22 protein-coding genes and 1 pseudogene are annotated in these 24,155 nt (G+C 53.7%); 17 read left to right on the forward strand and 6 right to left on the reverse strand.

The window, feature by feature from the left end; all coding sequences use genetic code 11:
* Position 1: 1 nt before the first annotated feature.
* Complete coding sequence (thrB, locus tag VRC33_RS03685; RefSeq protein ID WP_338560951.1) at positions 2-931, forward strand: homoserine kinase; 930 nt, start codon at positions 2-4, stop codon at positions 929-931.
* Positions 932-934: 3 nt separating this feature from the next.
* On the forward strand, positions 935-2,221 hold the full coding sequence (thrC, locus tag VRC33_RS03690) for a threonine synthase (protein ID WP_338560953.1): 1,287 nt from the start codon (positions 935-937) through the stop codon (positions 2,219-2,221).
* Positions 2,222-2,282: 61 nt separating this feature from the next.
* Here the strand turns inward: thrC and VRC33_RS03695 are convergent, their stop codons facing one another.
* The 4 genes from VRC33_RS03695 to yaaA all read right to left on the reverse strand — a co-directional run bounded on the left by VRC33_RS03695 (position 2,283) and on the right by yaaA (position 5,842).
* Complete coding sequence (locus VRC33_RS03695; protein ID WP_338560955.1) at positions 2,283-3,596, reverse strand: hypothetical protein; 1,314 nt, start codon at positions 3,594-3,596, stop codon at positions 2,283-2,285.
* Between the two features lie 14 nt (positions 3,597-3,610).
* Positions 3,611-3,883, reverse strand: a complete 273-nt coding sequence (locus VRC33_RS03700; protein ID WP_338560957.1) for a hypothetical protein — start codon at positions 3,881-3,883, stop codon at positions 3,611-3,613.
* A 15-nt stretch (positions 3,884-3,898) separates the two neighbouring features.
* Entirely contained in the window at positions 3,899-4,909 is a 1,011-nt protein-coding gene (locus VRC33_RS03705; RefSeq protein WP_338560959.1) for a type III secretion system chaperone, read from the reverse strand.
* Between the two features lie 156 nt (positions 4,910-5,065).
* Positions 5,066-5,842: a peroxide stress protein YaaA gene (yaaA, locus tag VRC33_RS03710; RefSeq protein ID WP_338560962.1), complete on the reverse strand. Its 777-nt coding sequence runs from the start codon at positions 5,840-5,842 to the stop codon at positions 5,066-5,068.
* A gap of 255 nt (positions 5,843-6,097) precedes the next feature.
* Here yaaA and tal point away from each other — a divergent pair, with 255 nt between their 5' ends.
* The 3 genes from tal to VRC33_RS03725 all read left to right on the forward strand — a co-directional run bounded on the left by tal (position 6,098) and on the right by VRC33_RS03725 (position 9,209).
* A complete protein-coding gene (gene tal, locus VRC33_RS03715) occupies positions 6,098-7,051 on the forward strand; it encodes a transaldolase (protein ID WP_338560964.1) in 954 nt (317 codons plus the stop codon).
* 136 nt (positions 7,052-7,187) lie between these two features.
* Positions 7,188-7,775, forward strand: a complete 588-nt coding sequence (mog, locus tag VRC33_RS03720; RefSeq protein ID WP_338560967.1) for a molybdopterin adenylyltransferase — start codon at positions 7,188-7,190, stop codon at positions 7,773-7,775.
* A 126-nt stretch (positions 7,776-7,901) separates the two neighbouring features.
* Positions 7,902-9,209, forward strand: coding sequence for an MFS transporter (locus tag VRC33_RS03725; protein WP_338560969.1), 1,308 nt, complete (start codon positions 7,902-7,904; stop codon positions 9,207-9,209).
* Positions 9,210-9,261: 52 nt separating this feature from the next.
* On the opposite strand, the gene satP is transcribed toward VRC33_RS03725, so the two are convergent.
* Positions 9,262-9,834, reverse strand: a complete 573-nt coding sequence (satP, locus tag VRC33_RS03730; RefSeq protein ID WP_338560972.1) for an acetate uptake transporter — start codon at positions 9,832-9,834, stop codon at positions 9,262-9,264.
* Between the two features lie 107 nt (positions 9,835-9,941).
* On the opposite strand from satP, the gene VRC33_RS03735 reads away from it, so the two are divergent.
* From VRC33_RS03735 to nhaR, 5 genes are all read left to right on the forward strand, one after another.
* Positions 9,942-10,097, forward strand: a complete 156-nt coding sequence (locus VRC33_RS03735; RefSeq protein WP_338576898.1) for a hypothetical protein — start codon at positions 9,942-9,944, stop codon at positions 10,095-10,097.
* A 62-nt stretch (positions 10,098-10,159) separates the two neighbouring features.
* Positions 10,160-12,076 carry a molecular chaperone DnaK gene (gene dnaK, locus VRC33_RS03740; RefSeq protein ID WP_338560974.1) on the forward strand — a complete coding sequence of 639 codons (1,917 nt, stop codon included), beginning with the start codon at positions 10,160-10,162 and terminating at the stop codon, positions 12,074-12,076.
* A gap of 109 nt (positions 12,077-12,185) precedes the next feature.
* A complete protein-coding gene (gene dnaJ, locus VRC33_RS03745; RefSeq protein WP_338560976.1) occupies positions 12,186-13,325 on the forward strand; it encodes a molecular chaperone DnaJ in 1,140 nt (379 codons plus the stop codon).
* A 467-nt stretch (positions 13,326-13,792) separates the two neighbouring features.
* Positions 13,793-14,953 (forward strand): Na+/H+ antiporter NhaA, encoded by a 1,161-nt coding sequence (nhaA, locus tag VRC33_RS03750; RefSeq protein WP_338560978.1) that lies wholly within the window; start codon positions 13,793-13,795, stop codon positions 14,951-14,953.
* 57 nt (positions 14,954-15,010) lie between these two features.
* Complete coding sequence (nhaR, locus tag VRC33_RS03755; protein ID WP_338560981.1) at positions 15,011-15,898, forward strand: transcriptional activator NhaR; 888 nt, start codon at positions 15,011-15,013, stop codon at positions 15,896-15,898.
* 64 nt (positions 15,899-15,962) lie between these two features.
* Here the strand turns inward: nhaR and rpsT are convergent, their stop codons facing one another.
* A complete protein-coding gene (gene rpsT / locus VRC33_RS03760; RefSeq protein ID WP_338560983.1) occupies positions 15,963-16,226 on the reverse strand; it encodes a 30S ribosomal protein S20 in 264 nt (87 codons plus the stop codon).
* A gap of 316 nt (positions 16,227-16,542) precedes the next feature.
* On the opposite strand from rpsT, the gene ribF reads away from it, so the two are divergent.
* From ribF to dapB, 7 genes and pseudogenes are all read left to right on the forward strand, one after another.
* The gene (ribF, locus tag VRC33_RS03765; RefSeq protein ID WP_338567509.1) at positions 16,543-17,481 is read left to right on the forward strand and encodes a bifunctional riboflavin kinase/FAD synthetase; all 939 of its coding nucleotides are present in this window, start codon (positions 16,543-16,545) and stop codon (positions 17,479-17,481) included.
* 30 nt (positions 17,482-17,511) lie between these two features.
* Positions 17,512-20,327: pseudogene (gene ileS, locus VRC33_RS03770) on the forward strand (isoleucine--tRNA ligase).
* On the forward strand, positions 20,327-20,827 hold the full coding sequence (gene lspA / locus VRC33_RS03775) for a signal peptidase II (protein ID WP_338560990.1): 501 nt from the start codon (positions 20,327-20,329) through the stop codon (positions 20,825-20,827). Before ileS ends, lspA begins: the two are co-directional and overlap by 1 nt.
* A gap of 9 nt (positions 20,828-20,836) precedes the next feature.
* Complete coding sequence (fkpB, locus tag VRC33_RS03780) at positions 20,837-21,307, forward strand: FKBP-type peptidyl-prolyl cis-trans isomerase (protein WP_338560993.1); 471 nt, start codon at positions 20,837-20,839, stop codon at positions 21,305-21,307.
* Positions 21,288-22,241 carry a 4-hydroxy-3-methylbut-2-enyl diphosphate reductase gene (gene ispH, locus VRC33_RS03785; RefSeq protein WP_338560995.1) on the forward strand — a complete coding sequence of 318 codons (954 nt, stop codon included), beginning with the start codon at positions 21,288-21,290 and terminating at the stop codon, positions 22,239-22,241. The genes fkpB and ispH overlap by 20 nt, the downstream gene beginning before the upstream one ends.
* A gap of 4 nt (positions 22,242-22,245) precedes the next feature.
* Positions 22,246-22,395 carry a hypothetical protein gene (locus VRC33_RS03790; protein WP_338560997.1) on the forward strand — a complete coding sequence of 50 codons (150 nt, stop codon included), beginning with the start codon at positions 22,246-22,248 and terminating at the stop codon, positions 22,393-22,395.
* Positions 22,396-23,098: 703 nt separating this feature from the next.
* Positions 23,099-23,920 carry a 4-hydroxy-tetrahydrodipicolinate reductase gene (gene dapB, locus VRC33_RS03795; protein WP_338560999.1) on the forward strand — a complete coding sequence of 274 codons (822 nt, stop codon included), beginning with the start codon at positions 23,099-23,101 and terminating at the stop codon, positions 23,918-23,920.
* The last annotated feature ends 235 nt before the right edge of the window (positions 23,921-24,155 follow it).

Here is a 24,155-nt window from a genome sequence, read left to right on the forward strand (position 1 = left end):
AATGGTTAAGATTTATGCGCCTGCCTCAATTGGCAACGTCAGCGTGGGCTTTGACGTGCTGGGTGCGGCGGTTTCTCCGGTAGATGGGTCCCTGCTGGGTGACTGTGTGACCGTGGAAGCGGCCAGCGAATTCAGCCTGCGCACGGAAGGCCGCTTTGTCAGCAAGCTGCCAGCGAATCCTCAGGAAAACATTGTCTGGCAGTGCTGGGACCGTTTCTGTGAAGCGATTGGCAAGCGCGTGCCGGTAGCCATGACGCTGGAAAAAAATATGCCGATCGGATCCGGCCTCGGCTCCAGCGCCTGTTCCGTAGTCGCTGGCCTGATGGCGATGAACGAACACTGCGGTAAGCCTCTGAATGACACAGCGTTGCTGGCGCTGATGGGCGAGCTGGAAGGGCGTATTTCTGGCAGCGTGCATTATGATAACGTGGCTCCCTGCTTCCTTGGCGGCATCCAGCTGATGCTCGAAGAAAATGGGATTATCAGCCAGCAGGTGCCAGGCTTTGAGGAGTGGCTGTGGGTGATGGCCTATCCAGGTATTAAGGTTTCCACCGCCGAAGCGCGGGCCATTTTGCCCGCGCAGTATCGTAAAGAAGACATTATTAAGCACGGTCGCTATCTGGGTGGGTTTATTCACGCCTGCCACACGCAGCAACCGGAGCTGGCGGCAAAGCTGATGCGCGATGTGATTGCCGAGCCTTACCGCACCAAACTTTTACCGGGGTTTGCAGAAGCCCGTCAGGCGGCGCAGGACATTGGCGCGCTGGCCTGTGGCATCTCGGGTTCCGGCCCGACGCTGTTTGCCGTCTGTAATCAGGCCGATACCGCACAGCGTATGGCAGACTGGCTCAGCCAGCACTATCTGCAAAATGATGAAGGCTTCGTTCATATCTGCCGTGTAGACACGGCAGGCGCACGTAAACTGGGATAACGCATGAAACTGTATAATCTTAAGGATCATAACGAGCAGGTAAGCTTCTCACAGGCCGTAAAACAGGGTCTGGGCAAGCAGCAGGGGCTGTTCTTTCCGCTGGAGCTGCCGGAGTTTGAACTGACCGACATCGACGAGATGCTGGCAATGGATTTCGTTACCCGCAGTAGCAAAATCCTCTCCGCTTTTATCGGTGATGAAATTCCGTCTACTCTGTTGCAGGAGCGGCTGAAAAACGCCTTTACCTTCCCGGCTCCGGTGCAGAAAGTCACTGACGATATCGCTGCACTTGAGCTGTTCCACGGCCCGACGCTGGCGTTTAAAGACTTCGGCGGCCGGTTTATGGCCCAGATGCTCTCCTGCGTCAGCGATCCCGGGGAGAAAATTACTATTCTTACTGCCACTTCCGGCGACACAGGAGCGGCAGTAGCACACGCCTTCTACGGGATGGAAAACGTCCGTGTGGTGATCCTCTATCCGCAGGGCAAAATCAGTCCGCTGCAGGAGAAACTCTTCTGCACCCTGGGCGGCAACATCCAGACTATCGCCATCGACGGCGATTTTGATGCCTGTCAGTCGCTGGTTAAGCAGGCGTTTGATGATGAAGAGCTGAAAAAAGCCATTGGCCTTAACTCGGCAAACTCCATCAACATCAGCCGCCTGCTGGCGCAGATTTGCTACTACTTCGAAGCGGTAGCACAGCTGCCACAGGAGAAGCGCAACCAGCTGGTGATCTCTGTTCCAAGCGGTAACTTTGGCGATCTCACTGCCGGCCTGCTGGCAAAATCTCTGGGCCTGCCGGTGAAGCGCTTTATCGCGGCGACCAATGCCAACGATACCGTTCCCCGTTTCCTGGTGGGCGGCGAGTGGCTGCCTAACGCTACGGTAGCCACCTTGTCGAATGCGATGGACGTCAGCCAGCCGAACAACTGGCCGCGTGTGGAAGAGATCTTCCGCCGTAAAACCTGGCGTCTGAATGACCTGGGCTATGGCGCGGTGGATGATGAAACCACCAGAGCCACGATGCGTGAACTGGCGGATTTAGGGTATATCTCTGAGCCACACGCAGCGATTGCTTACCGTATGCTGCGCGATCAGTTACAGGAAGGGGAGTTCGGTCTGTTCCTGGGCACGGCGCACCCGGCCAAATTCATTGAGAGTGTGGAAGAGATCCTCGACCGCAAGATCCCGGTGCCAGAGGCGCTGGCCGAGCGGGCTAACCTGCCGCTGCTCTCCCATAAGATGGCGGCTGATTTTGCCGGTCTGCGCGAGTTCCTGCTGACGAAATAACGTCACGCTCGGTTAATCGCATCACAGAACAACGGCCCATAGCGGGCCGTTTCTTTATCCGCTAAACGTTATTGTCCGTTCCTCCGGTTATCGCCTGCTGAGTATTTCCCCCTGAACCTGAAGCCGTCGCGTTGGCCGGCGCTGGCGTGGGCGCTGCCGCTACCGCGCCACGGACCTTACTGTGCGACTGATAGATCTGGTTCACCATCTTATAGGTCAGACCAAACGCGGCGGCAGTCCCGGCATTGTTAAACAGGCTGGAGAGCAGCGGTGACATATTTCCTTTGGTGATCGCCCCCATAATTTGTTGAGCGGCTACCGTACTGCCCGTGGCAAAGTTATTCCAGCTCAGCCTGGCAATGGAGTGATCCAGCAGGCGGCCATAATCTTTCATCGGCAGGGAAGGCGAGAACTTCTGCGAATCACCCACCTGTTTGGCATCATAATGTTTGCCCAGGAATGCATCCCCGGTTTCGATCACCGTGTTGCAGGCCGAACGCAGGGCTGAAACAATCGCCCCCATTTCATGCAGCTCTTTTCCGGTGAGACGTTGTCCACCAGCATCGCGGATCTCCGGCCCGGAGACGGTATAGCCCTTCGGCAGCGCTTTCTGGATCAGCCCATCCTGCAGCATGCCCATCGCCAGGGTATTCAGCGTATACCAGGCCCCATTAGTGCTCATACTGTCATCGTTCACCCCGTGGCTGGCTTTGCCATCGCGCGAGGCTACCATGCTGCCTGTAGCCTGCAGGGATTCACGGGCACCCGCGTAAATCATATTGCGAAGCTGGGTACTGAGCACCCGCGCAGTCAGCCCCGGGTTACCGGTCTGGGTGCCTGCCACGGACAGACCGATATTCAGCAGCTCAGCCATGACCTGCTGACCGGTGACGCGCTTAGAGTCGGTTTGATTTTGTTGCGTGAGGCGATTCCACTCTTCAGGCTTGTCCCGCCGCATTACATCGGCCTGGCCCGGACTGAGACCAAACTGGCCGCGAACCGCAACCTGATTGTTTTGCGGATCCCGCTCCAGCCTGGGTTCACGAAGATGGAGATGCGCTGCCACGTTTGCCAGTGACACGGCAACCTGAATGCCTACGGCAGCGGCGGGGTGCTTCTCCGCCAGATGGGGCAAAAGCAGGTTGTAAGCTTCGATGAAGGCCTCTTCACGCATCATCGTGGGCAGCCCGCAGGTAATCGCCTGCTGTAAAGCATGGCCGCCCAGCGCGCCCCAGGCTTTATTTTGCAGCGGCCCGGCGGTGAATTTCCCCAGCGACACGGCGCTGTTTTTGGTTTCATTCCAGCTCGCCTTCCCGACAATTTTTGCGCCGTTCCAGCCTGCATTACCCACCGTTTTGCCGCCACTTAATGCCATGTTACCGCCGGTTTTTACTCCCCCCAGGTCGCGTTTCCGGCCGTCTTCATGCCTCCCCAGGTCGCTTTGCCTCCGGTTTTTAATCCACCCCAGGCCGCAGTTGACCCTTTCCCGGCCAGCGCGCCGGCCCCTTCTGCTACAGAAGAGAAAAACGCAGCCGCGCTGGTTCCTGCCCTTGCCGCCCGGCCAGGTCCGGTGTCCGGTACTGGCCCGCTTTCGATATCGCCCCGGTCACCCACAGTGGTCAGGGGAACAGGCTGAGGATGGGACTGAATAGAATGACTCATGATTCTTCCTCCGGGTCAGGTCGCGGTTTGATGGCGACGATCGAATGCAACGCTGAGCGTCATAAAATCAGCCAGCCAGCTGGCAAAATCTTCGCCATTCAGCCCCTGAGTATCCCAGCGGCTGACCAGGTTTATCGTTTCGCCACACAGGGAGAGTGAGCAATTCGTCAGAACATAAAGCTCACCATTGGCCTGTAGGTAGTGAAGCTGGCCGGCACCTGGCGTGGTATCAAGATCAAGCGGGGTGGAGATAAGAAGGTGGCGACGATCGCCATCCGCAGTAATGGCCATGAGGCGTTCAGGAAAACGTAACTGACAGAAGCAGCCTTCGAGAAGTGCCTGGTCGCCAGAGAGCCTGAGATGCGACAGCGCTTCACGGATCAGAGGGTAGTGCCATTCTGTTTGAATGGCCTGCCGGGCTAGCACATCGGTGCGTGAGGCCGTTTTTTGCTGCCAGTCTGCCACCCATTCAGGAATCGGGGGCACTTCCTGTCCTGCGCTGGTTTCCTGAAAATGCTGCTGCCCCAGAGCGAGGGTCAAATCCACCAGACTGGATGACAGCGAGTTGAAATCATTCATTACTGCAGCCAGTTCATCCGGGGAGCCAACCCCGTCCGGGGATAAACGCCTGGTGAGCATGGTGGTGCCGTTTTCCTCTGTCGAGAGGCTGATGCCGTTCATCGCCATAGCCACATCATTTATCCTCAGCAGAGCTTCCCGCCATACTTCCGGGTGCAGTGCATCGGGCGCAGCCAGACAGCCAAAAGCCAGCCACAGAGGTACGGGCTCTTCACTCTGACAAATCATGATGACGTGCAAAGCGTCCAGGGCCAGCAGGCCCGTGGTGGCAAATTCCTCCTGCTGATGCTCGTCCGCACCGAACTGTGTGGCAGCAGAACGGAGCCAGGCATGAGCCGACTCCGGCATGGGATTTTGCAGCCCCTGAAATTTTCCCGGCCGATCCTGTTGTCTGGTGGCCTGCCAAACCCGATCGCTGACAGCTTTTTGTAACGCCTGCTGGTCCATACTTCGCTCCCCCATAACTGAACAGGCATTGAGTGGGCAAAGTCCGGTGAAGGTTCTGTGACAGGGGGATTTATAACAAAAGGCTATGGCTGAAGGGCAGAGAAAAGGGCAACCCGGCGATCGGAGAGAGAAAGCCGGGGCAATTATTGCTTAAAGTTATGGATTCTCACGACGCTTAAAGACGAATTCCGTATCAGAACTCTCTTCAGCCACGTAAAAGTAGCCATCAGTATCGAATTTCATCAACTGGGCCGGTTTGGTCAGCCGCTGTTCGATAATATAGCGGCTCATCAGGCCACGGGCTTTTTTGGCATAGAAACTGATGATCTTGAATTTGCCGTTTTTCTCATCGAGGAATACAGGTTTGATGATGCGCCCGGCAATTTTTGCAGGCTTAACCGCTTTGAAATACTCATCCGAGGCCAGATTGATCAGGACATCGTCACCCTGTTCAGCCAGGGCAGCATTCAGCGCCTGGGTCAGCTTATCCCCCCAGAAGGTGTAGAGGTCTTTGCCTGCCGGGTTCTCCAGCCTGATGCCCATCTCCAGGCGGTAGGGCTGCATCAAATCCAGCGGACGCAGCAGGCCATAAAGGCCGGAAAGCATGCGCAGGTGCTGCTGGGCAAAATCAAAATCCTGCTCTTTAAACGTCTCCGCCTGCAGGCCGGTGTAGACATCGCCTTTAAACGCCAAAATAGCCTGACGGGCGTTGTCCGGCGTAAAAGGCGGGTGCCAGTCGTGGAAACGGTTAGCGTTCAGCCCGGCCAGTTTGTCGCTGATTTTCATCAATGAAGCGATCTGCCCTGGCGTGAGCTGGCGGGCAATCTCAATCAGTTTTTGGGAATCATCCAGCAATGCAGGTTGAGTAAAGCGTTGGGTTGCCAACGGGCTTTCGTAGTCCAGCGTCTTGGCTGGAGAAATAACCATCAACATGCCTGAGTCCTTGTGTTAATACGCCACAGTGGGCAAAAGTTTGAGCGCGCTTACTTTAGCAAAAAAGTGCGATGAAAGGAGCAATTGCTGCCATTGATCACAGTGATTCCCGGCGGTTTACAGGGGTATTCTCTGCCAATTTAGCACTGAGTGGCCTGTGGGAAACCTTACCTTGCAAGGGCGGTTTCGCGTGATATTATCCGTGACAGACATTTTCAAGAACCCGATAACTCTACTCTGATGAGAATGACAACTATGACGGACAAACTGACTTCCCTGCGTCAACTCACTACCGTTGTTGCCGATACCGGTGACATTGCAGCGATGAAGCTGTACAAGCCGCAGGATGCTACCACCAACCCTTCCCTGATCCTGAGCGCCGCGCAGATCCCTGAATACCGCAAACTGATCGATGAAGCGGTGACCTGGGCACGCGATCAGACCAGCGATAAAGAAGAGCAGGTGAATTATGCTGCGGACAAGCTGGCTGTAAACATCGGTCTGGAAATCCTTAAGCTGGTCCCTGGCCGCATTTCTACTGAAGTGGATGCCCGTCTCTCTTACGATACCGAAGGCAGCATCAACAAAGCCCGCGCGCTGATCAAACTCTATAACGATGCCGGCATCAGCAACGACCGCATCCTGATCAAACTGGCTTCCACCTGGCAGGGCATTCGTGCCGCTGAGCAGCTGGAAAAAGAAGGCATCAACTGTAACCTGACGCTGCTGTTCTCCTTCGCGCAGGCGCGTGCCTGTGCCGAAGCTGGCGTCTACCTGATTTCGCCATTTGTTGGCCGTATTCTTGACTGGTACAAAGCGAACACCGACAAGAAAGAGTACGCAGCTAACGAAGATCCGGGCGTTGTTTCAGTGACCGAAATCTACGAATACTACAAGCAGCATGGCTACGAAACCGTAGTGATGGGTGCAAGCTTCCGTAACGTAGGTGAGATCATCGAACTGGCAGGCTGCGACCGCCTGACAATCTCACCTAACCTGCTGAAAGAGCTGGCGGAAAGCGAAGGTACCCTGGAGCGTAAACTCTCCTACACTGGCGAAGTGAAAGCTCGTCCGGCCAAAATGACCGAATCTGAGTTCTTCTGGGAACATAACCAGGATCCGATGGCGGTTGATAAACTGGCTCAGGGCATCCGCAACTTTGCTCTGGATCAGGGCAAACTTGATAAGATGATTGCCGAACTGCTGTAAATTGTTGAACGTGGCCGGCGATCCGGCCACGCTTTACCCCGCTGTACATCCCGCTTTGTAATGGTTTATCCTCCTCTTTTCCCCTTTACTCTTCGCGTCCGCGCTTTCCCGTGGCCGTAATAACAGTGACGACACGATGAATACACTACGCATAGGATTGATTTCGGTTTCCGATCGCGCTGCCAATGGCATCTATCAGGATCTGGGGCTGCCCGCGCTGGAAGCCTGGCTTTCTCAGGCGCTGGCCACCCCGTTTGAAATTGAAAAGCGGCTGGTGCCGGATGAGCAGCCGATGATTGAACAGACGATTTGTGAGCTGGTAGATGAACGCTTCTGTCATCTGGTGTTGACCACCGGAGGAACCGGTCCCGCCAGACGTGACGTCACACCTGAGGCCACGCTGGCGATCGCCGATCGTGAGATGCCCGGCTTTGGCGAACAGATGCGGCAAATCAGCCTGAACTTTGTGCCTACGGCCATACTTTCCCGTCAGATGGGCGTTATCCGTAAACAGTCCCTGATTATCAATCTTCCCGGTCAGCCTAAGTCGATCAAGGAAACGCTGGAAGGGCTGAAGGATGCTGAAGGAAAGACCAGGGTCCACGGGATTTTTGCCAGCGTGCCTTACTGCATTCAACTGCTGGAAGGGCCCTATGTTGAGACGCATGAGGCGGTTGTAGCAGCTTTTCGTCCTAAAAGTGCCCGACGCGAGACAAACGGCTAAAAATGGCGTAATTCAGGCATAAGATCCAGCTGCGCTGGTGTAGCGAGAATTGAACGGTATAGTACGGTTAGCTTTACAATCGTGACCATACTTTTTTCTTCTACTTCTGGATATGCCTGAATAATTATGCTTTCCGATAACGCACGTCGCTTAAACCGGCAGGATTATAAGACCCTCTCTCTGGCCGCACTGGGTGGCGCGCTGGAATTCTACGACTTCATTATTTTTGTCTTCTTTGCTGCCGTCATTGGCGATCTGTTTTTCCCTCCGGATATTCCAGACTGGCTGCGCCAGGTGCAGACCTTTGCTATTTTTGCCGCCGGTTATCTGGCTCGTCCGCTGGGTGGCCTTATCATGGCCCATTTTGGTGACAGCCAGGGCCGTAAGAAGATGTTCAGCCTGAGTATTCTGCTGATGGCCCTGCCTACGCTGGCGATGGGCCTGTTGCCAACCTATGCCACGCTGGGCATTGCGGCCCCAATCCTGCTATTGCTGTTGCGCATTCTGCAGGGCGCGGCCATTGGGGGAGAAGTGCCGGGAGCCTGGGTGTTCGTCGCGGAACACGTACCGGAAAAACGCATTGGTTTTGCCTGCGGAACGCTGACGGCAGGTTTGACTGCGGGCATTCTGCTGGGATCGGTTGTCGCTACCCTGATCAATACGGTATTTGGTGTGCAGGGAATTGTGGAGGGCGCCTGGCGCATTCCTTTCCTGCTGGGCGGCGTTTTTGGTTTTATTGCCCTGTATTTACGTCGTTGGTTAAAAGAAACACCGATCTTCGTTGAACTCCAGGCACGTAAAGCCCTGGCGGCTGAATTGCCACTGAAATCCGTGGTGCTGAATCATAAAAAAGAAGTGGCCGTGAGCATGTTGCTCACCTGGCTGTTATCAGCGGGAATTGTAGTGGTGATCCTGATGACGCCAACCCTGCTGCAAAAGCAGTTCGGTATTGCTACCGCGCAGGCGCTTCAGGCCAACAGCCTGGCTACGGTGATGTTACTGGTCGGGTGCATCTGTTCTGGCTTTGCCGCCGACCGCTTCGGCGCCAGCAAGACACTGATTGTCGGCAGCCTGCTGCTGGCAGTGTGCAGCTGGGTGTTTTATCGCACAGTGGGCGAACATCCAGAGATGCTTTTCCCCTGTTATGCGCTGGTCGGTTTGAGCGTGGGTGTGGTGGGGGCAGTGCCTTTTGTTATGGTACGGGCCTTCCCTGCAGAAGTGCGCTTTACTGGTATCGCTTTCTCCTACAACGTCGCTTATGCCATTTTCGGTGGGTTAACCCCGATTTTCGTGACCCTGATTATGGCCATCACGCCGCTGGCACCCGCTTATTATGTGCTCGCGTTGTCTGCAATCGGCCTTCTTGTAGGCATCTATCTTAAGCGCGATTTGAATCGTACCGCTCCGGTCGACCAGGCCAGAACTTACGGCTAAAAAAAAGCCCTGCGGTTTTTAACGGCAGGGCTTATCACTTCCTGAAAGGGCATTACGCCTGCTTCATTTCGCATCCAGGCATGACATTGCGCCCTGACTGTTCATTAATCACTTCTGCCATCGCCAGATACATCGCGCTGGCCCCGCAGAGTATGCCCTCAAAACCTGCGAACATCAGTACCGACCGGTTACCGGTGATATTGCCGATGGCCAGCAGGGCAAACAGCAGCGTCAGGCTGGCAAACACAAACTGTAAGACACGGCTGGAGCGCAACGTCCCCACGAACATAAACAAGGTAAATATTCCCCAAAGTGCCAGCCAGATGCCAACAACGGCCGCATCAGTGGGTTCGGCCAGACCAGCGCGTGGCAGCAGCCAAATCCCTACAAGACTCAGCCAGAAGCAGCCATAAGCGGTAAAGGCAGTCAGGCCAAACGTATTGCCTTTTTTATATTCCAGCAGGCCAGCCAGAATCTGAGCCAGTCCGCCAAAGAATATCCCCATACTGACGATGGCAGAGTTGAGAGGGAAAAAACCTGCGTTGTGCAGGTTCAACAAGACGGTGGTCATGCCAAAACCCATCAGGCCAAGAGGGCCAGGATTCGCCAGCTTATTGGTGTGCATAAGTCCTCTGGTATCTTAAAAAGTAACGAAAAGCGTGAAGTGAATGAATAACTGGCGCTGATAGTGCGGAGAAAGTGACCCATTTTTTCAGTGCGCGCGGCATCATAATGATCCGCCAACAGGCAAACCTTGATCTGGAGGGGAGAAAAAACGAAATTTTTTTACCTCTGCCCCTTGATGCCGCCCTGGATGGCCCCATCTTAGTTGGCATCCAAGGTTATGAACCTGGAAAAAAAGCGCGGCACCGGCAGTTGAAACGGTAAAAAAAGCCCGCATTAAGTGTTCATAAACTGATTTGACATGAATTTAAGTGGGAGATGTGTAGATGGGTAAAATTATTGGTATTGACCTGGGTACGACTAACTCTTGTGTCGCTATTATGGATGGCGGCAAAGCGCGTGTACTTGAGAATGCGGAAGGCGATCGCACCACCCCTTCCATTATTGCTTACACCCAGGATGGCGAGATTCTGGTCGGTTCACCGGCTAAGCGTCAGGCCGTGACCAACCCACAGAATACCCTGTTTGCGATTAAGCGCCTGATTGGCCGTCGCTTCCAGGATGAAGAAGTTCAGCGTGATATCAAAATCATGCCTTACAAAATTGCCGGTTCTGACAACGGTGACGCCTGGATCGATGTGAAAGGCCAGAAAATGGCACCGCCGCAGATTTCTGCAGAAGTGCTGAAGAAAATGAAGAAAACGGCAGAAGATTACCTGGGCGAGCCAGTAACTGAAGCGGTTATCACAGTTCCAGCTTACTTTAACGATGCGCAGCGTCAGGCGACTAAAGATGCCGGCCGTATCGCAGGTCTGGACGTAAAACGTATTATCAACGAACCTACCGCTGCTGCACTGGCATACGGTATGGACAAAGGTCAGGGTAACCGTACTATCGCGGTTTATGACCTGGGCGGCGGTACTTTCGATATCTCCATCATCGAAATCGATGAAGTTGATGGCGAAAAAACGTTTGAAGTTCTGGCTACCAACGGTGATACCCACCTGGGTGGTGAAGACTTCGACAGCCGCATGATCAACTATCTGGTGGCTGAATTTAAGAAAGATTCTGGCATCGATCTGCACAACGATCCGCTGGCAATGCAGCGTCTGAAAGAAGCCGCAGAGAAAGCAAAAATTGAGCTTTCTTCTGCCCAGCAGACCGACGTCAACCTGCCGTACATCACTGCTGATGCAACGGGTCCTAAGCACCTGAACATCAAAGTGACCCGTGCGAAGCTGGAATCTCTGGTTGAAGATCTGGTGGCCCGCTCTATCGATCCACTGAAAGTGGCGCTGCAGGATGCCGGTCTGTCTGTTTCAGACATCAATGACGTTATCCTGGTGGGCGGTCAGACTCGTATGCCTATGGTTCAGTCCAAAGTGGCTGAGTTCTTTGGTAAAGAGCCACGCAAAGACGTGAACCCGGATGAAGCGGTAGCTGTAGGTGCTGCGGTTCAGGGCGGCGTGCTGGCTGGTGAAGTGAAAGATGTTCTGTTGCTGGATGTGACGCCTCTGTCTCTGGGTATCGAAACCATGGGCGGCGTGATGACTTCGCTGATCAGCAAGAACACCACTATCCCAACCAAACACAGCCAGGTGTTCTCAACGGCGGAAGACAACCAGTCTGCGGTAACCATTCACGTGGTGCAGGGTGAGCGTAAACGTGCTGCTGATAACAAATCTCTTGGCCAGTTCAACCTGGACGGGATCTCCTCTGCACCGCGCGGCATGCCGCAGATCGAAGTCACCTTCGATATCGATGCTGATGGTATCCTGCACGTGTCAGCTAAAGACAAAAACAGCGGTAAAGAGCAGAAGATCACCATCAAGGCTTCTTCTGGTCTGAACGACGATGAAATCGAAAAAATGGTTCGTGATGCTGAAGCTAATGCAGATGCTGACCGTAAATTTGAAGAGCTGGTCCAGGTTCGTAACCAGGCCGATCATCTGTCGCACAGCACCCGTAAGCAGCTGGACGAAGCCGGTGATAAACTGCCAGCAGACGACAAGGCACCGATTGAAGCTGCCCTGACCGAGCTGAACACCGCTCTGAAAGGCGAAGATAAAGCCGAAATCGAAGCGAAAATGCAGGCGCTGATGGAAGTTTCCAGCAAACTGATGGAGTTCGCACAGCAGCAGCAGGCCGCTGGCGGTGCAGGTGATGCCGGTGATGCTTCCGCTAAGAAAGAAGACGACGTTGTTGACGCTGAATTTGAAGAAGTAAAAGACAACAAAAAATAATCGCCCTTGAGCGGGCACGGTGGCCCAAAAAGGGCCACTGATGATAACCAGCACGGGCGTCGGAGTTTCTCCACGCCCGTGCGCGCATGTTAAGGGCAGGACCACCAGAATGGCGAAGAAAGACTATTACGAGATTTTAGGCGTTTCCAATTCTGCGGATGAGCGTGAAATCAAAAAGGCCTACAAACGCCTGGCGATGAAATTCCACCCTGACCGTAATCCAGGTGATAAAGAATCCGAAGCCAAATTTAAAGAAGTGAAGGAAGCGTACGAAATTCTGACCGATGCGCAGAAACGTGCGGCTTACGATCAGTACGGCCATGCCGCTTTTGAACAGGGCGGAATGGGCGGCGGCGGCGGCGGATTTGGCGGCGGCGGTGCCGATTTCAGTGATATCTTTGGCGACGTGTTCGGCGATATCTTTGGCGGAGGACGCCGTCAGCAGCGTGCTGCGCGCGGTGCCGATTTGCGCTACAACATGGAGCTGACGCTTGAAGAAGCTGTCCGCGGCGTGTCCAAAGAGATCCGCATTCCCACGCTGGAAGAGTGTGAGGTCTGTGACGGTAGCGGTGCCAAACCCGGCACTAAACCGCAAACCTGTTCGACCTGTCATGGTCAGGGCCAGGTTCAGATGCGTCAGGGCTTCTTCACCGTACAGCAGGCATGTCCTACCTGTCACGGTCGTGGCTCGATAATTAAAGATCCCTGCAATGCCTGTCATGGACATGGCCGCGTAGAAAAATCCAAAACCCTGTCGGTGAAAATCCCGGCGGGTGTCGACACTGGCGACCGTATCCGTCTGACCGGTGAAGGTGAAGCAGGTGAGCATGGCGCGCCAGCAGGCGATCTCTATGTACAGGTATCCGTGCGTAAGCACCCAATCTTCGAACGTGAAGAGAACAACCTGTACTGCGAAGTGCCAATCAACTTTGCTATGGCTGCCCTGGGTGGCGAGATCGAAGTCCCCACGCTGGATGGCCGCGTGAAGCTGAAAGTGCCTGCTGAAACGCAGACGGGCAAACTGTTCCGTATGCGCGGTAGAGGTGTTAAGTCTGTCCGTGGTGGCGCGCAGGGCGATCTGCTGTGCCGTGTGGTGGTCGAAACTCCTGTCAGCCTCAGCGACAAGCAGAAAACCCTGTTGCGTGAGCTGGAAGAGAGCTTTGGTGGCCCAAGCGGAGAGAAAAACAGCCCGCGCTCAAAGAGTTTCTTCGACGGCGTGAAGAAATTCTTTGACGACCTGACCCGCTAAATCTTATCGGTTTAACCCGTCAGACATAAAAGCTCTCTGCTCAGGCAGGGAGCTTTTTGCTTTACTTCTTCAGTGCATACTTCTTACTTTTCTACTTTTCTACTTTTCTACTTTTCTACTTTTCTACTTTTCTACTTTTCTACTTTTCCACTTCTCCAGTTCCCTCTTTCTCACTGCTCTATTACTGACTGCTCTATTTCTCCACTGCTCACTTCTGCAGCTGATTTATTTACAGCAGAGGCTTCAGTCAGCCACACACATTTCAGGCTTCGGTCAAAGTACAGGTTCATAATGGAAGCTTTCCAGTTCCGGATAACTCGTAAGTAAGGCCCACTATCAAAGTGGCCTGATAGCGAGATAACTCGGAAATACTTGTCTCATTCGTGGGTATAAACTGTTTTTGACGAGCAGTTAAAACGCGTATGCTTGTCTTACTTTTCTTCATCACTTTATTAAAGGATTGCCCGATGAGAGCCGTAATCAAGCGTCTTTTGAAAAATGAAGCCACTGGCGGGGTGGTATTGATCATCGCCGCAGCGGTCGCCATGTTTCTGGCTAATAATGCCGGGACACAGCAGGCTTATCAGTCGATTTTATCCATGCCGGTTGAGTTTCGTTTCGGCAGTCTGGATATCAGCAAAAACCTGCTTTTATGGATCAACGATGCGCTGATGGCGCTGTTCTTCCTGATGATTGGCCTGGAAGTGAAGCACGAGCTGATCTCCGGCTCTCTGGCCACACGTGAGCGGGCCATGTTCCCCTTGATTGCTGCCGTCGGTGGCATGCTGGCCCCGGGCCTGATCTATGCCGCGCTGAATCATAACGATCCCCTGGCTATCCACGGCTGGGCTATCCCAACCGCCACAGATATTGCTTTTGCCCTGGGCATCCTTGCCCTGTTAGGCAGCCGTGTGCCACCGGCGCTGAAAATGTTCCTGATGGCGCTGGCAGTGATCGATGACCTCGGGGCCATTCTGATTATCGCCTTCTTCTATACCCAGGATTTGTCTCTGGCTTCGCTTGGCGTGGCCGCAGGCGCGATTGTGGTGCTTGCGTTGCTGAACCGGGCAGGGGTGCGGAATATTCCGCTCTATATGCTGGTCGGAATGGTGCTGTGGGTGGCCGTGCTGAAATCGGGTATCCATGCCACTGTGGCCGGGGTCATCGTGGGCTTCTTTGTTCCGTTGAAAAAAGAGAACGGCCACTCTCCGGCAGTACACCTGGCCCACGGTCTTGCTCCCTGGGTCAGCTGGCTAATCCTGCCTCTGTTCGCTTTTGCCAATGCCGGTGTCTCATTAACAGGGGTATCTCTTGATGGGTTATTCACCTCAGTGCCGCTTGGCATCATTCTGGGGCTGTTCATCGGTAAGCCGCTGGGCATTACCCTGATTTGCTGGCTGGCCGTTAAACTGCGTCTGGCTGCCCTTCCTGAAGGGACGAGGATGCAGGATATTGCTGCTATTGGCGTGTTGTGCGGCATTGGTTTTACCATGTCGATCTTTATCGCCTCGCTGGCTTTTGATGCCACCCATGAGGAGATGGTGACGCTGGCAAAACTTGGCATCCTGACCGGCTCAATTATTTCCGCGATAGTGGGTTACACGCTGCTGCGGATCAAACTCAGGTAACGCGGGTTCGGCCAGCGTGTGCTGGCCGGCATTAATGACGTCATCAGGGAGGAGCATATGTCTCACATTAACTTCAATCATCTCTACTACTTCTGGCAGGTTTGTAAAGCCGGGTCGGTGGTTGGGGCAGCAGAGGCACTGAATCTCACGCCACAGACCATTACCGGGCAGATCAAAGCCCTGGAAGACCGTCTGCAGGGTAAGTTATTTAAACGGCAGGGAAGAGGGCTGGTGCCCTCAGAGCTGGGGCAGCTGGTTTTCCGCTATGCAGACAAAATGTTTCTCCTCAGTCAGGAGATGCTGGATATCGTGAACTACCGTAAGGAGGCGAGCCTGCTGTTTGATGTTGGCGTGGCTGATGTACTCTCCAAGCGTCTGGTGAGTGAGGTGTTGCAAACGGCGGTGGTAGAGGATGAAAAAATTCATCTGCGCTGTTTTGAATCGACGCATGAGATGCTGCTGGAGCAACTTAGTCAGCACAAGCTGGATATGATCCTTTCTGATTGTCCGATAGATTCCACGCAACAGGAAGGGCTGTTCTCGGTAAAGCTGGGCGAGTGTGGTATCAGCTTCTGGTGTCAGACGCCACTGCCTGATCTGCCTTTCCCAGCCTGCCTGGAGCAAAGGAAATTACTGATACCTGGCCGTCGCTCTATGCTGGGCCGAAAGTTGCTGAACTGGTTCCAGACGCAGGGGCTGGAAGTCGATATTTTGGGTGAGTTTGACGATGCGGCATTGATGAAAGCTTTTGGCGCGAGCCATAACGCTATTTTTGTTGCGCCATCCCGCTACGCAGAAGACGTTTACCATGAAAAAGGCATTGTTGAATTGGGCAGGGTGGAGAGCGTGGGGGAAGAGTATCACGTAATTTTTGCTGAGCGTATGATTCAGCATCCAGCCGTGCAGCGAATTTGCCACAAGGATTTTTCCGGGCTGTTTTCCTGAATTGCAGACATAAAAAAACCGGCAGAGCCGGTTTCTTTATCAAAGCCGATTAACAGCGTGGCGATTAAGCCAGTTTGTTGATCTGTGCAACCAAATTTGCTTTATGGCGTGCAGCTTTGTTCTTGTGGATCAGGCCTTTAGCTGCCTGACGGTCCACAATTGGTTGCATTTCGTTAAATGCATTCTGCGCAGCTGCTTTGTCGCCAGTAGCGATTGCTGCGTAAACTTTCTTGATAAAAGTACGCAACATTGAACGACGGCTAGCGTTGTGCTTACGACGCTTCTCAGACGTTACTGCGCGTTTCTTAGCTGATTTGATATTAGCCAAGGTCCAACTCCCAAATAGTTCTATGAGGACAATTCAAAGGCCGAGGAATATGCCTCTTTAGCCCATGGTTGTCAATGGATTTGTGCAAATAAGCGTCGCTAAAAAAACGACACTTGGTTACGTTTCGATGGCGCAAGATTCTACCAGCTTCATCCACATGAATACAGCTTATTCACAAGATAAATGCTATTGCCAGGCGCAGGCGCAGTTTGCCACAGAAAATGCGGCGATTAAAAAGGGGAAAGCCGCATTCGCGGGTTAACCTTCCTGACAGTACTTGGTATAATCCGCCGATTTCCACAAATTTGAGCCAGCCATGAAGTTTATCCGCGGCATACATAACCTCAGGGAGCAGCATCGCGGCTGCGTACTTACCATCGGCAATTTCGATGGTGTGCATCGCGGCCATCAGGCGTTGCTGGCCCGACTGTGTGAAGAAGGGCGCCGGCGCAATCTGCCGGTGATGGTAATGATCTTTGAACCGCAACCGCTTGAGCTGTTTGCGGCAGACAAAGCCCCGGTCCGTCTAACGCGCCTTCGCGATAAAGTGCGTTATCTCAGTGAAGCAGGTGTTGATGCGGTGTTGTGCGTGCGCTTCGATCGCCGGTTCGCCGCGCTGACCGCGCAAAGTTTTGTCACCGATTTGCTGGTCGACAAGCTTGATGTGAAATTCCTGGCGGTTGGCGATGACTTCCGGTTTGGCGCTGGTCGCCAGGGAGATTTCCTGTTATTACAGAATGCGGGTGTGGAATATGGCTTTGATGTCATCAGCACCCAGACCTTCTGTGATGAAGGCAAACGTATCAGCAGCACTGCGGTACGCCAGGCACTGGCAGAAGATGATTTGCCGCTGGCAGCCTCACTTCTGGGACATCCCTTCAGCATTTCAGGCCGCGTGGTGCATGGTGATGCGCTTGGCCGCACGCTAGGTTTCCCCACTGCCAATGTGCCGTTAAGACGCTTTGCTGCGCCGGTTAAAGGGGTATATGCCGTGAAAGTGCAGGGTCTGGGTGAAAAACCGCTCCCTGGCGTGGCCAACATTGGTACCCGCCCGACAGTAGCCGGGATCCGTCAGCAGCTGGAAGTTCACCTGCTGGACGTTGCAATAGACCTGTACGGACGCCATATAGACGTGGTGCTCTGTGAAAAAATTCGTAATGAGCAGCGTTTTGCTTCGCTTGACGCGCTGAAAGAGCAAATTGCTAAAGATGTGGTGAGCGCCCGAACGTTTTTTGGGCTGAAAACACCGGTTTAAACAGAACCGAAATACGGAATCGAGAATCTGATGAGTGACTATAAATCTACCCTGAATTTGCCGGAAACGGGGTTCCCGATGCGTGGCGATCTGGCCAAACGCGAACCGGGAATGCTGCAACGTTGGTATGATGACAACCTCTACGGCATCATCCGCGAAGCCAAAAAAGGGAAAAAACCTTTATCCTGCATGACGGCCCTCCGTACGCGAACGGCAGCATTCATATCGGTCACTCAGTTAACAAGATTCTGAAAGACATTATCGTTAAGTCCAAAGGGCTGGCGGGCTTCGACTCGCCTTATGTGCCAGGCTGGGACTGCCACGGTTTGCCTATCGAGCACAAAGTTGAGCAGATGATTGGCAAGCCAGGTGAGAAAGTCACCGCGGCCGAATTCCGTGCTGCCTGCCGTGAATACGCGGCGGAGCAGGTTGAAGGCCAGAAAAAGGACTTCATCCGTCTGGGCGTGCTGGGTGACTGGGATCGTCCGTACCTGACCATGAATTTCAAAACCGAAGCCAACATCATTCGCGCGCTCGGTAAAATCATCGGTAACGGTCACCTGCACAAAGGCGCCAAGCCGGTGCACTGGTGTATGGATTGCCGCTCTGCGCTGGCAGAAGCCGAAGTGGAGTATTACGACAAAACTTCTCCGTCCATCGACGTGATGTTCAATGCCGTGGATGCGGACGTTGTTCGTGCCAAATTTGGTGCTGAAAAAGTGGAAGGTCCGATCTCTCTGGTGATCTGGACTACCACGCCGTGGACCATGCCTGCAAACCGCGCTATCTCCCTGCATCCTGAGCTGGAGTATGCGCTGGTGCAGATTGATGGCCGTGCGCTGATCCTGGCAAAAGACCTGGTTGAAAGCGTGATGAAGCGCGTGGGTATCGCTGACTGGCAGGTTCTGGGCGAGGTGAAGGGTGCAGAGCTTGAGCTGCAACCTTTCAAACATCCGTTCCTCGAACAGCTTTCTCCTGTGGTCCTGGGCGAGCATGTCACCCTGGAAGCCGGTACTGGTGCTGTGCATACCGCACCAGGCCACGGTCCGGATGACTATGTGATCGGTCAGAAATATGGCCTGGAAACCGCTAACCCGGTTGGTCCCGATGGTCGCTTCCTGCCAGGTACTTACCCAACGCTGGATGGCGTAAACGTCTTTAAAGCCAACGACATGATCGTCGAGATCCTGCGTGAAAAAGACGGTCTGCTGCATGTAGAAAAACTGCTGCACAGCTACCCACACTGCTGGCGTCACAAAACCCCGATCATCTTCCGTGCAACCCCTCAGTGGTTTATCAGCATGGATCAGAAAGGTCTTCGGGCGCAGTCACTTAAAGAGATCAAAGGCGTGCAGTGGATCCCGGACTGGGGCCAGGCGCGTATCGAATCTATGGTCGCTACCCGTCCTGACTGGTGTATCTCCCGCCAGCGTACCTGGGGCGTGCCGATGGCGCTGTTTGTGCATAAAGAGACTGAGCAACTGCACCCGGACAGCCTTGAGCTGATGGAAAAAGTGGCGCAGCTTGTTGAGCAGAACGGGATTCAGGCCTGGTGGGATCTGGACGCTAAAGAGCTGATGGGTGCAGACGCGGAAAACTACGTCAAAGTTCCCGATACGCTGGACGTGTGGTTTGACTCTGGCTCTACCAGCTATTCCGTGGTTGATGCCCGTTCTGAATTCGAAGGTCACTCTCCGGATCTGTATCTGGAAGGCTCGGATCAGCACCGCGGTTGGTTTATGTCCTCGCTGATGATTTCAACGGCGATGAAAGGCAAAGCGCCTTACCGTCAGGTACTGACTCACGGTTTCACCGTGGATGGTCAGGGCCGCAAGATGTCGAAGTCGATCGGTAACACCGTTTCGCCTCAGGACGTGATGAACAAGCTGGGCGGCGATATCCTGCGTCTGTGGGTTGCTTCAACCGATTACTCGGGTGAGATGGCCGTGTCGGACGAGATCCTGAAGCGCTCTGCTGACTCCTACCGGCGTATCCGTAACACCGCCCGCTTCCTGCTGGCTAACCTGAACGGCTTCAATCCGGAAACCGACAGCGTTAAACCAGAAGAGATGGTGGTGCTGGATCGCTGGGCGGTGGGCCGTGCGAAAGCCGCGCAGGAAGATATCATTGCTTCCTACGAAAGCTATGACTTCCATGAAGTGGTGCAGCGTCTGATGCAGTTCTGCTCCATCGAGATGGGGTCATTCTACCTGGATATCATCAAAGATCGTCAGTACACCGCTAAAGCCGATGGTTTAGCGCGTCGTAGCTGCCAGACCGCGCTCTATTACATCGCAGAAGCGCTGGTACGCTGGATGGCGCCGATCATGTCGTTTACCGCTGATGAGATCTGGAACGAACTGCCAGGCAAGCGTGAGAAATATGTGTTCACCGGTGAGTGGTTCGACGGCCTGTTTGGTCTGGCAGACAGCGAGCCGATGAACGACAGCTACTGGGCTGAGCTGCTGAAAGTGCGTGGCGAAGTGAACAAGGTGATCGAGCAGGCGCGTGCAGATAAGCGTGTTGGCGGATCGCTGGAAGCCACCGTAACGCTGTATGCCGATAAAGAGCTGGCTGATAAGCTGACCAGCCTGAGTGATGAGCTGCGCTTTGTGCTGCTGACCTCCGGCGCACAAGTGGCGGATTATGCCCTGGCTACGGAAGAGGCGCAGCAGAGTGAGCTGGTCAAAGGTCTGAAAATTGCCCTGCATAAAGCAGAAGGTGAGAAATGCCCACGTTGCTGGCACTACACCACTGACATTGGTCAGAGTGTGGAGCATCCGGACGTGTGTGGACGCTGTGTCACCAACATTGCGGGCGCTGGCGAACAGCGTAAGTTTGCCTGATGAGTAAACCTATCTTCTCGACCGGTTTACGCTGGGCCTGGCTGATTCTGGTGGTGATTGCCATCGATTTTGCCAGCAAGCAGTGGATTATGAACACGCTGATGTTGCATGAATCGATGTCAGTAATGCCATTTTTCAACTTCTTCTATGCGCATAATTACGGGGCGGCATTCAGCTTCCTGGCTGACAAAGGCGGCTGGCAACGTTGGTTCTTTGCCGGTATTGCTGTCGCAATTGTGGTGGTGCTGCTGGTGATGATGTACCGCACCGCCGCCAGCAATAAATTAAACAATATTGCTTACGCGCTGATTGTTGGTGGCGCGTTGGGCAACCTGTTTGACCGCGCGTATCATGGATTTGTGGTCGACTTTATCGACTTCTATGTAGGCGACTGGCATTTTGCCACTTTCAATATCGCGGACTGTGGCATCTGTATCGGTGCCGCACTGATCGTGCTGGAGGGCTTTTTCAGCCCGGCCAGCAAACAGGCTAAGAGCTAAGGGCAGGGCATGACTGATTCTGTACAGCGTGAGAGCGCGGTGCTGGTGCATTTCACCTTGAAGCTGGAAGATGGCTCAACGGCGGAATCCACGCGTAACAATGGCAAACCAGCGCTGTTCAGCCTGGGGGATGGCAGCCTGTCTGAAGGGCTGGAATCCCAGTTGCTGGGTCTGAAAGTGGGCGATAAAAAAGCCTTCTCTCTGACGGCAGATGATGCCTTTGGCCAGAGTAGCCCTGATTTGATTCAGTACTTTTCGCGCCGCGATTTTACCGCAGCAGGCGAGCCTGAACTCGGTGCCATCATGCTGTTCAGCGGCAGGGATGGTAACGAAATGCCGGGTGTGATCCGCGAAATCTCAGGTGATTCTATTACCGTAGATTTCAACCATCCACTGGCCGGGCAGACTATCCATTTTGATGTTGAAGTGCTGGAAATCGATCCGGCGCTGGAGGCGAAAAATGCAAATTCTGTTGGCTAATCCCCGCGGTTTTTGTGCTGGCGTAGATCGTGCTATCAGCATTGTAGAGCGCGCGCTGGAGATGTATGGCGCGCCAATTTACGTGCGTCATGAAGTGGTGCATAACCGCTATGTCGTCAACAGCCTGCGTGAGCGCGGAGCGATCTTTATTGAGGATATCGCGGAGGTGCCGGATGGCTCTATCCTGATTTTCTCAGCGCACGGTGTGTCACAGGCGGTAAGGGCAGAAGCCAAAGCGCGCGATCTGACTATGCTGTTTGATGCGACCTGTCCGCTGGTCACTAAGGTGCATATGGAAGTAGCGCGCGCCAGCCGTAAAGGTACCGAAGCCATTCTGATTGGTCATGCCGGTCATCCGGAAGTGGAAGGCACTATGGGGCAGTACAGTAACCCGAAAGGGGGCATGTATCTGGTTGAGGCGCCGGAAGATGTTTATAAGCTTCAGGTTAAGGATGAGAACAACCTGAGCTTTATGACCCAGACGACGCTGTCGGTGGATGATACTTACGAAGTGATCGATGCCTTGCGCGATCGTTTTCCGAAGATTATCGGGCCACGCAAAGATGATATTTGCTACGCCACGACTAATCGTCAGGAAGCAGTGCGCACGTTGGCTCAAGACGCCGATGTGGTGTTGGTGGTGGGTTCACGAAATTCATCCAACTCTAACCGTCTGGCAGAACTGGCACAGCGGGCCGGTAAGCTGGCCCGACTGATCGATTCGGCTGAAGATATTCAGGAAGAGTGGATCAAAGGCGTGAGTTGTGTAGGCGTGACTGCTGGGGCATCCGCACCTGATATTCTGGTGCAGGAAGTGATCCAGCGCCTGCGGGAGCTGGGTGGTGAAGCAGCCATTGAATTGATTGGCCGGGAAGAAAACATCGTTTTTGAAGTGCCGAAAGAGCTGCGCGTCGACGTCCGTCAGGTGGAATAACGGCGTGTTTCTTGTTGCCCGCCAGTTCGGGCGACAAGGTCAGGGAGAGTGGGTTGAACACAAAGACGCAAAAAACGTCATCCATGACAGCTCGGCCCGGCACGTCCATGTGCCGGGACGCTTTGCTTATCATCCCACTCTCCCTTCCCCATAAGCAATAGCGTGGCCTGTTGCAAAAAAAACCAAACTGTGCTCAATGGTTTTCCTGGTTTTCCTGGTTTTCCTGGTTTTCCTGGTTTTCCTGGTTTTCCTGGTTTTGCCTTGTGTATCCCCTCAGCTCACTAACATCACCGAACATTGTGGGTGGCAACCTGGAGCACCTTAGCTGAGTGTCAGCCGCATGGATGCGGCTGCCAAGCCTCCATGGACGGATTCACGGCGTCTCAGATAAGGTGCTCCAGGGTGACGCCTTGCCACTGAACCGGTTTTGCCCTCAAACCCGGATAACGCGCACCTGGTGACGCCTTGCCACTGAACCGGTTTTGCCCTCAAGCCCGGATAACGCGCACCTGGTGACGCCTTGCTCCTGAACCGGTTTTGCCCTCAAGCCCGGATAACACGCACCTGGTGACGCCTTGCCCCTGAACCGGTTTTGCCCTCAAGCCCGGATAACACGCACCTGGTAACGCCTTGCCACTGAACCGGTTTTGCCCTTAAGCCGGATAACACGCACCTGGTGACGCCTTGCCACCTTATTGGTTTTGCTTCCATCAACTCCCTGACGAAATTTGTTTTACTGATAATACTGGCCGCCTGGCGTAAAATTCTAATCATGGTGTTTTTATTGTGGCGCAGGCGTTAACGCGTAGTTAATCTGTCTGCGCTTTGCATGCACAGACTTTCTACAGGGATTCATTATGAACAATGCACAAATCCGCCTTGCTATTGTTGGCGCCGCAGGACGCATGGGGCGTCAGTTAATTCAGGCAGCACATGAGGCGGAAGGCGTATGTCTTGGGGCTGCGCTGGTGCGTGAAGGCTCTTCACTGACTGGCATTGATGCTGGTGAACTGGCGGGAACAGGTACGCTGGGTGTTAAGGTAAGCGACAACCTGGAGTCTGTAGTAAACGACTTCGACGTGCTGATCGACTTTACCCGTCCTGAAGGCACGCTGGCTTATCTCGATTTCTGCCGCCAGCATCAGAAAGCAATCGTCATCGGCACCACCGGTCTGGATGACTCGGCTAAAGCTGTTATTAAAGAAGCGTCACAGGAAATTGCTATCGTGGTTGCCGCTAACTTCAGCGTGGGCGTCAATCTGGTGCTTAAGCTTCTGGAAAAAGCTGCGAAGGTAATGGGCGAATATGCCGATATCGAAATTGTTGAGGCTCATCATCGTCACAAAGTGGATGCGCCTTCTGGTACCGCACTGGCTATGGGTGAAGCGATTGCTGATGCAATGGACTGGGATTTAAACGAGCACGCGGTCTATGCCCGTGAGGGTCATACCGGCGAAAGAAAGGCTCAAACCATCGGTTTTGCCACCGTACGCGCTGGAGATATCGTCGGAGAACATACTGCAATGTTTGCAGATATTGGCGAGCGCGTAGAGATTACTCACAAGGCTTCAAGCCGTATGACCTTCGCTAAAGGCGCAGTTCGTGCGGCAAGTTGGTTAAGCTCACGTAAAGCAGGTCTTTATGATATGAGAAGCGTGCTTAATCTGGACGATTTATAAGTGTTGTGCACCATCGTGATGTGGTTATTTCAATCATAACTTTCTGATTGGATGGGCAATAGTATTATTGCCCTTTTTTATTTAATATAAATGTTGCTTAGGGTCATTATTTTTTGTAAAACCTGTTTTTTCATAACTTATCTCATCTTTTAGGCTTCTGAAATTACTAATTTTGACCATTTGGTCCACTTTTTCCCTCCTGTTTAACTTTTTCTATGCATATACCCTCAGGCAA

It is taken from the genome of Erwinia sp. E_sp_B01_1, assembly GCF_036865545.1.
Taxonomy (GTDB): Bacteria; Pseudomonadota; Gammaproteobacteria; order Enterobacterales; family Enterobacteriaceae; genus Erwinia.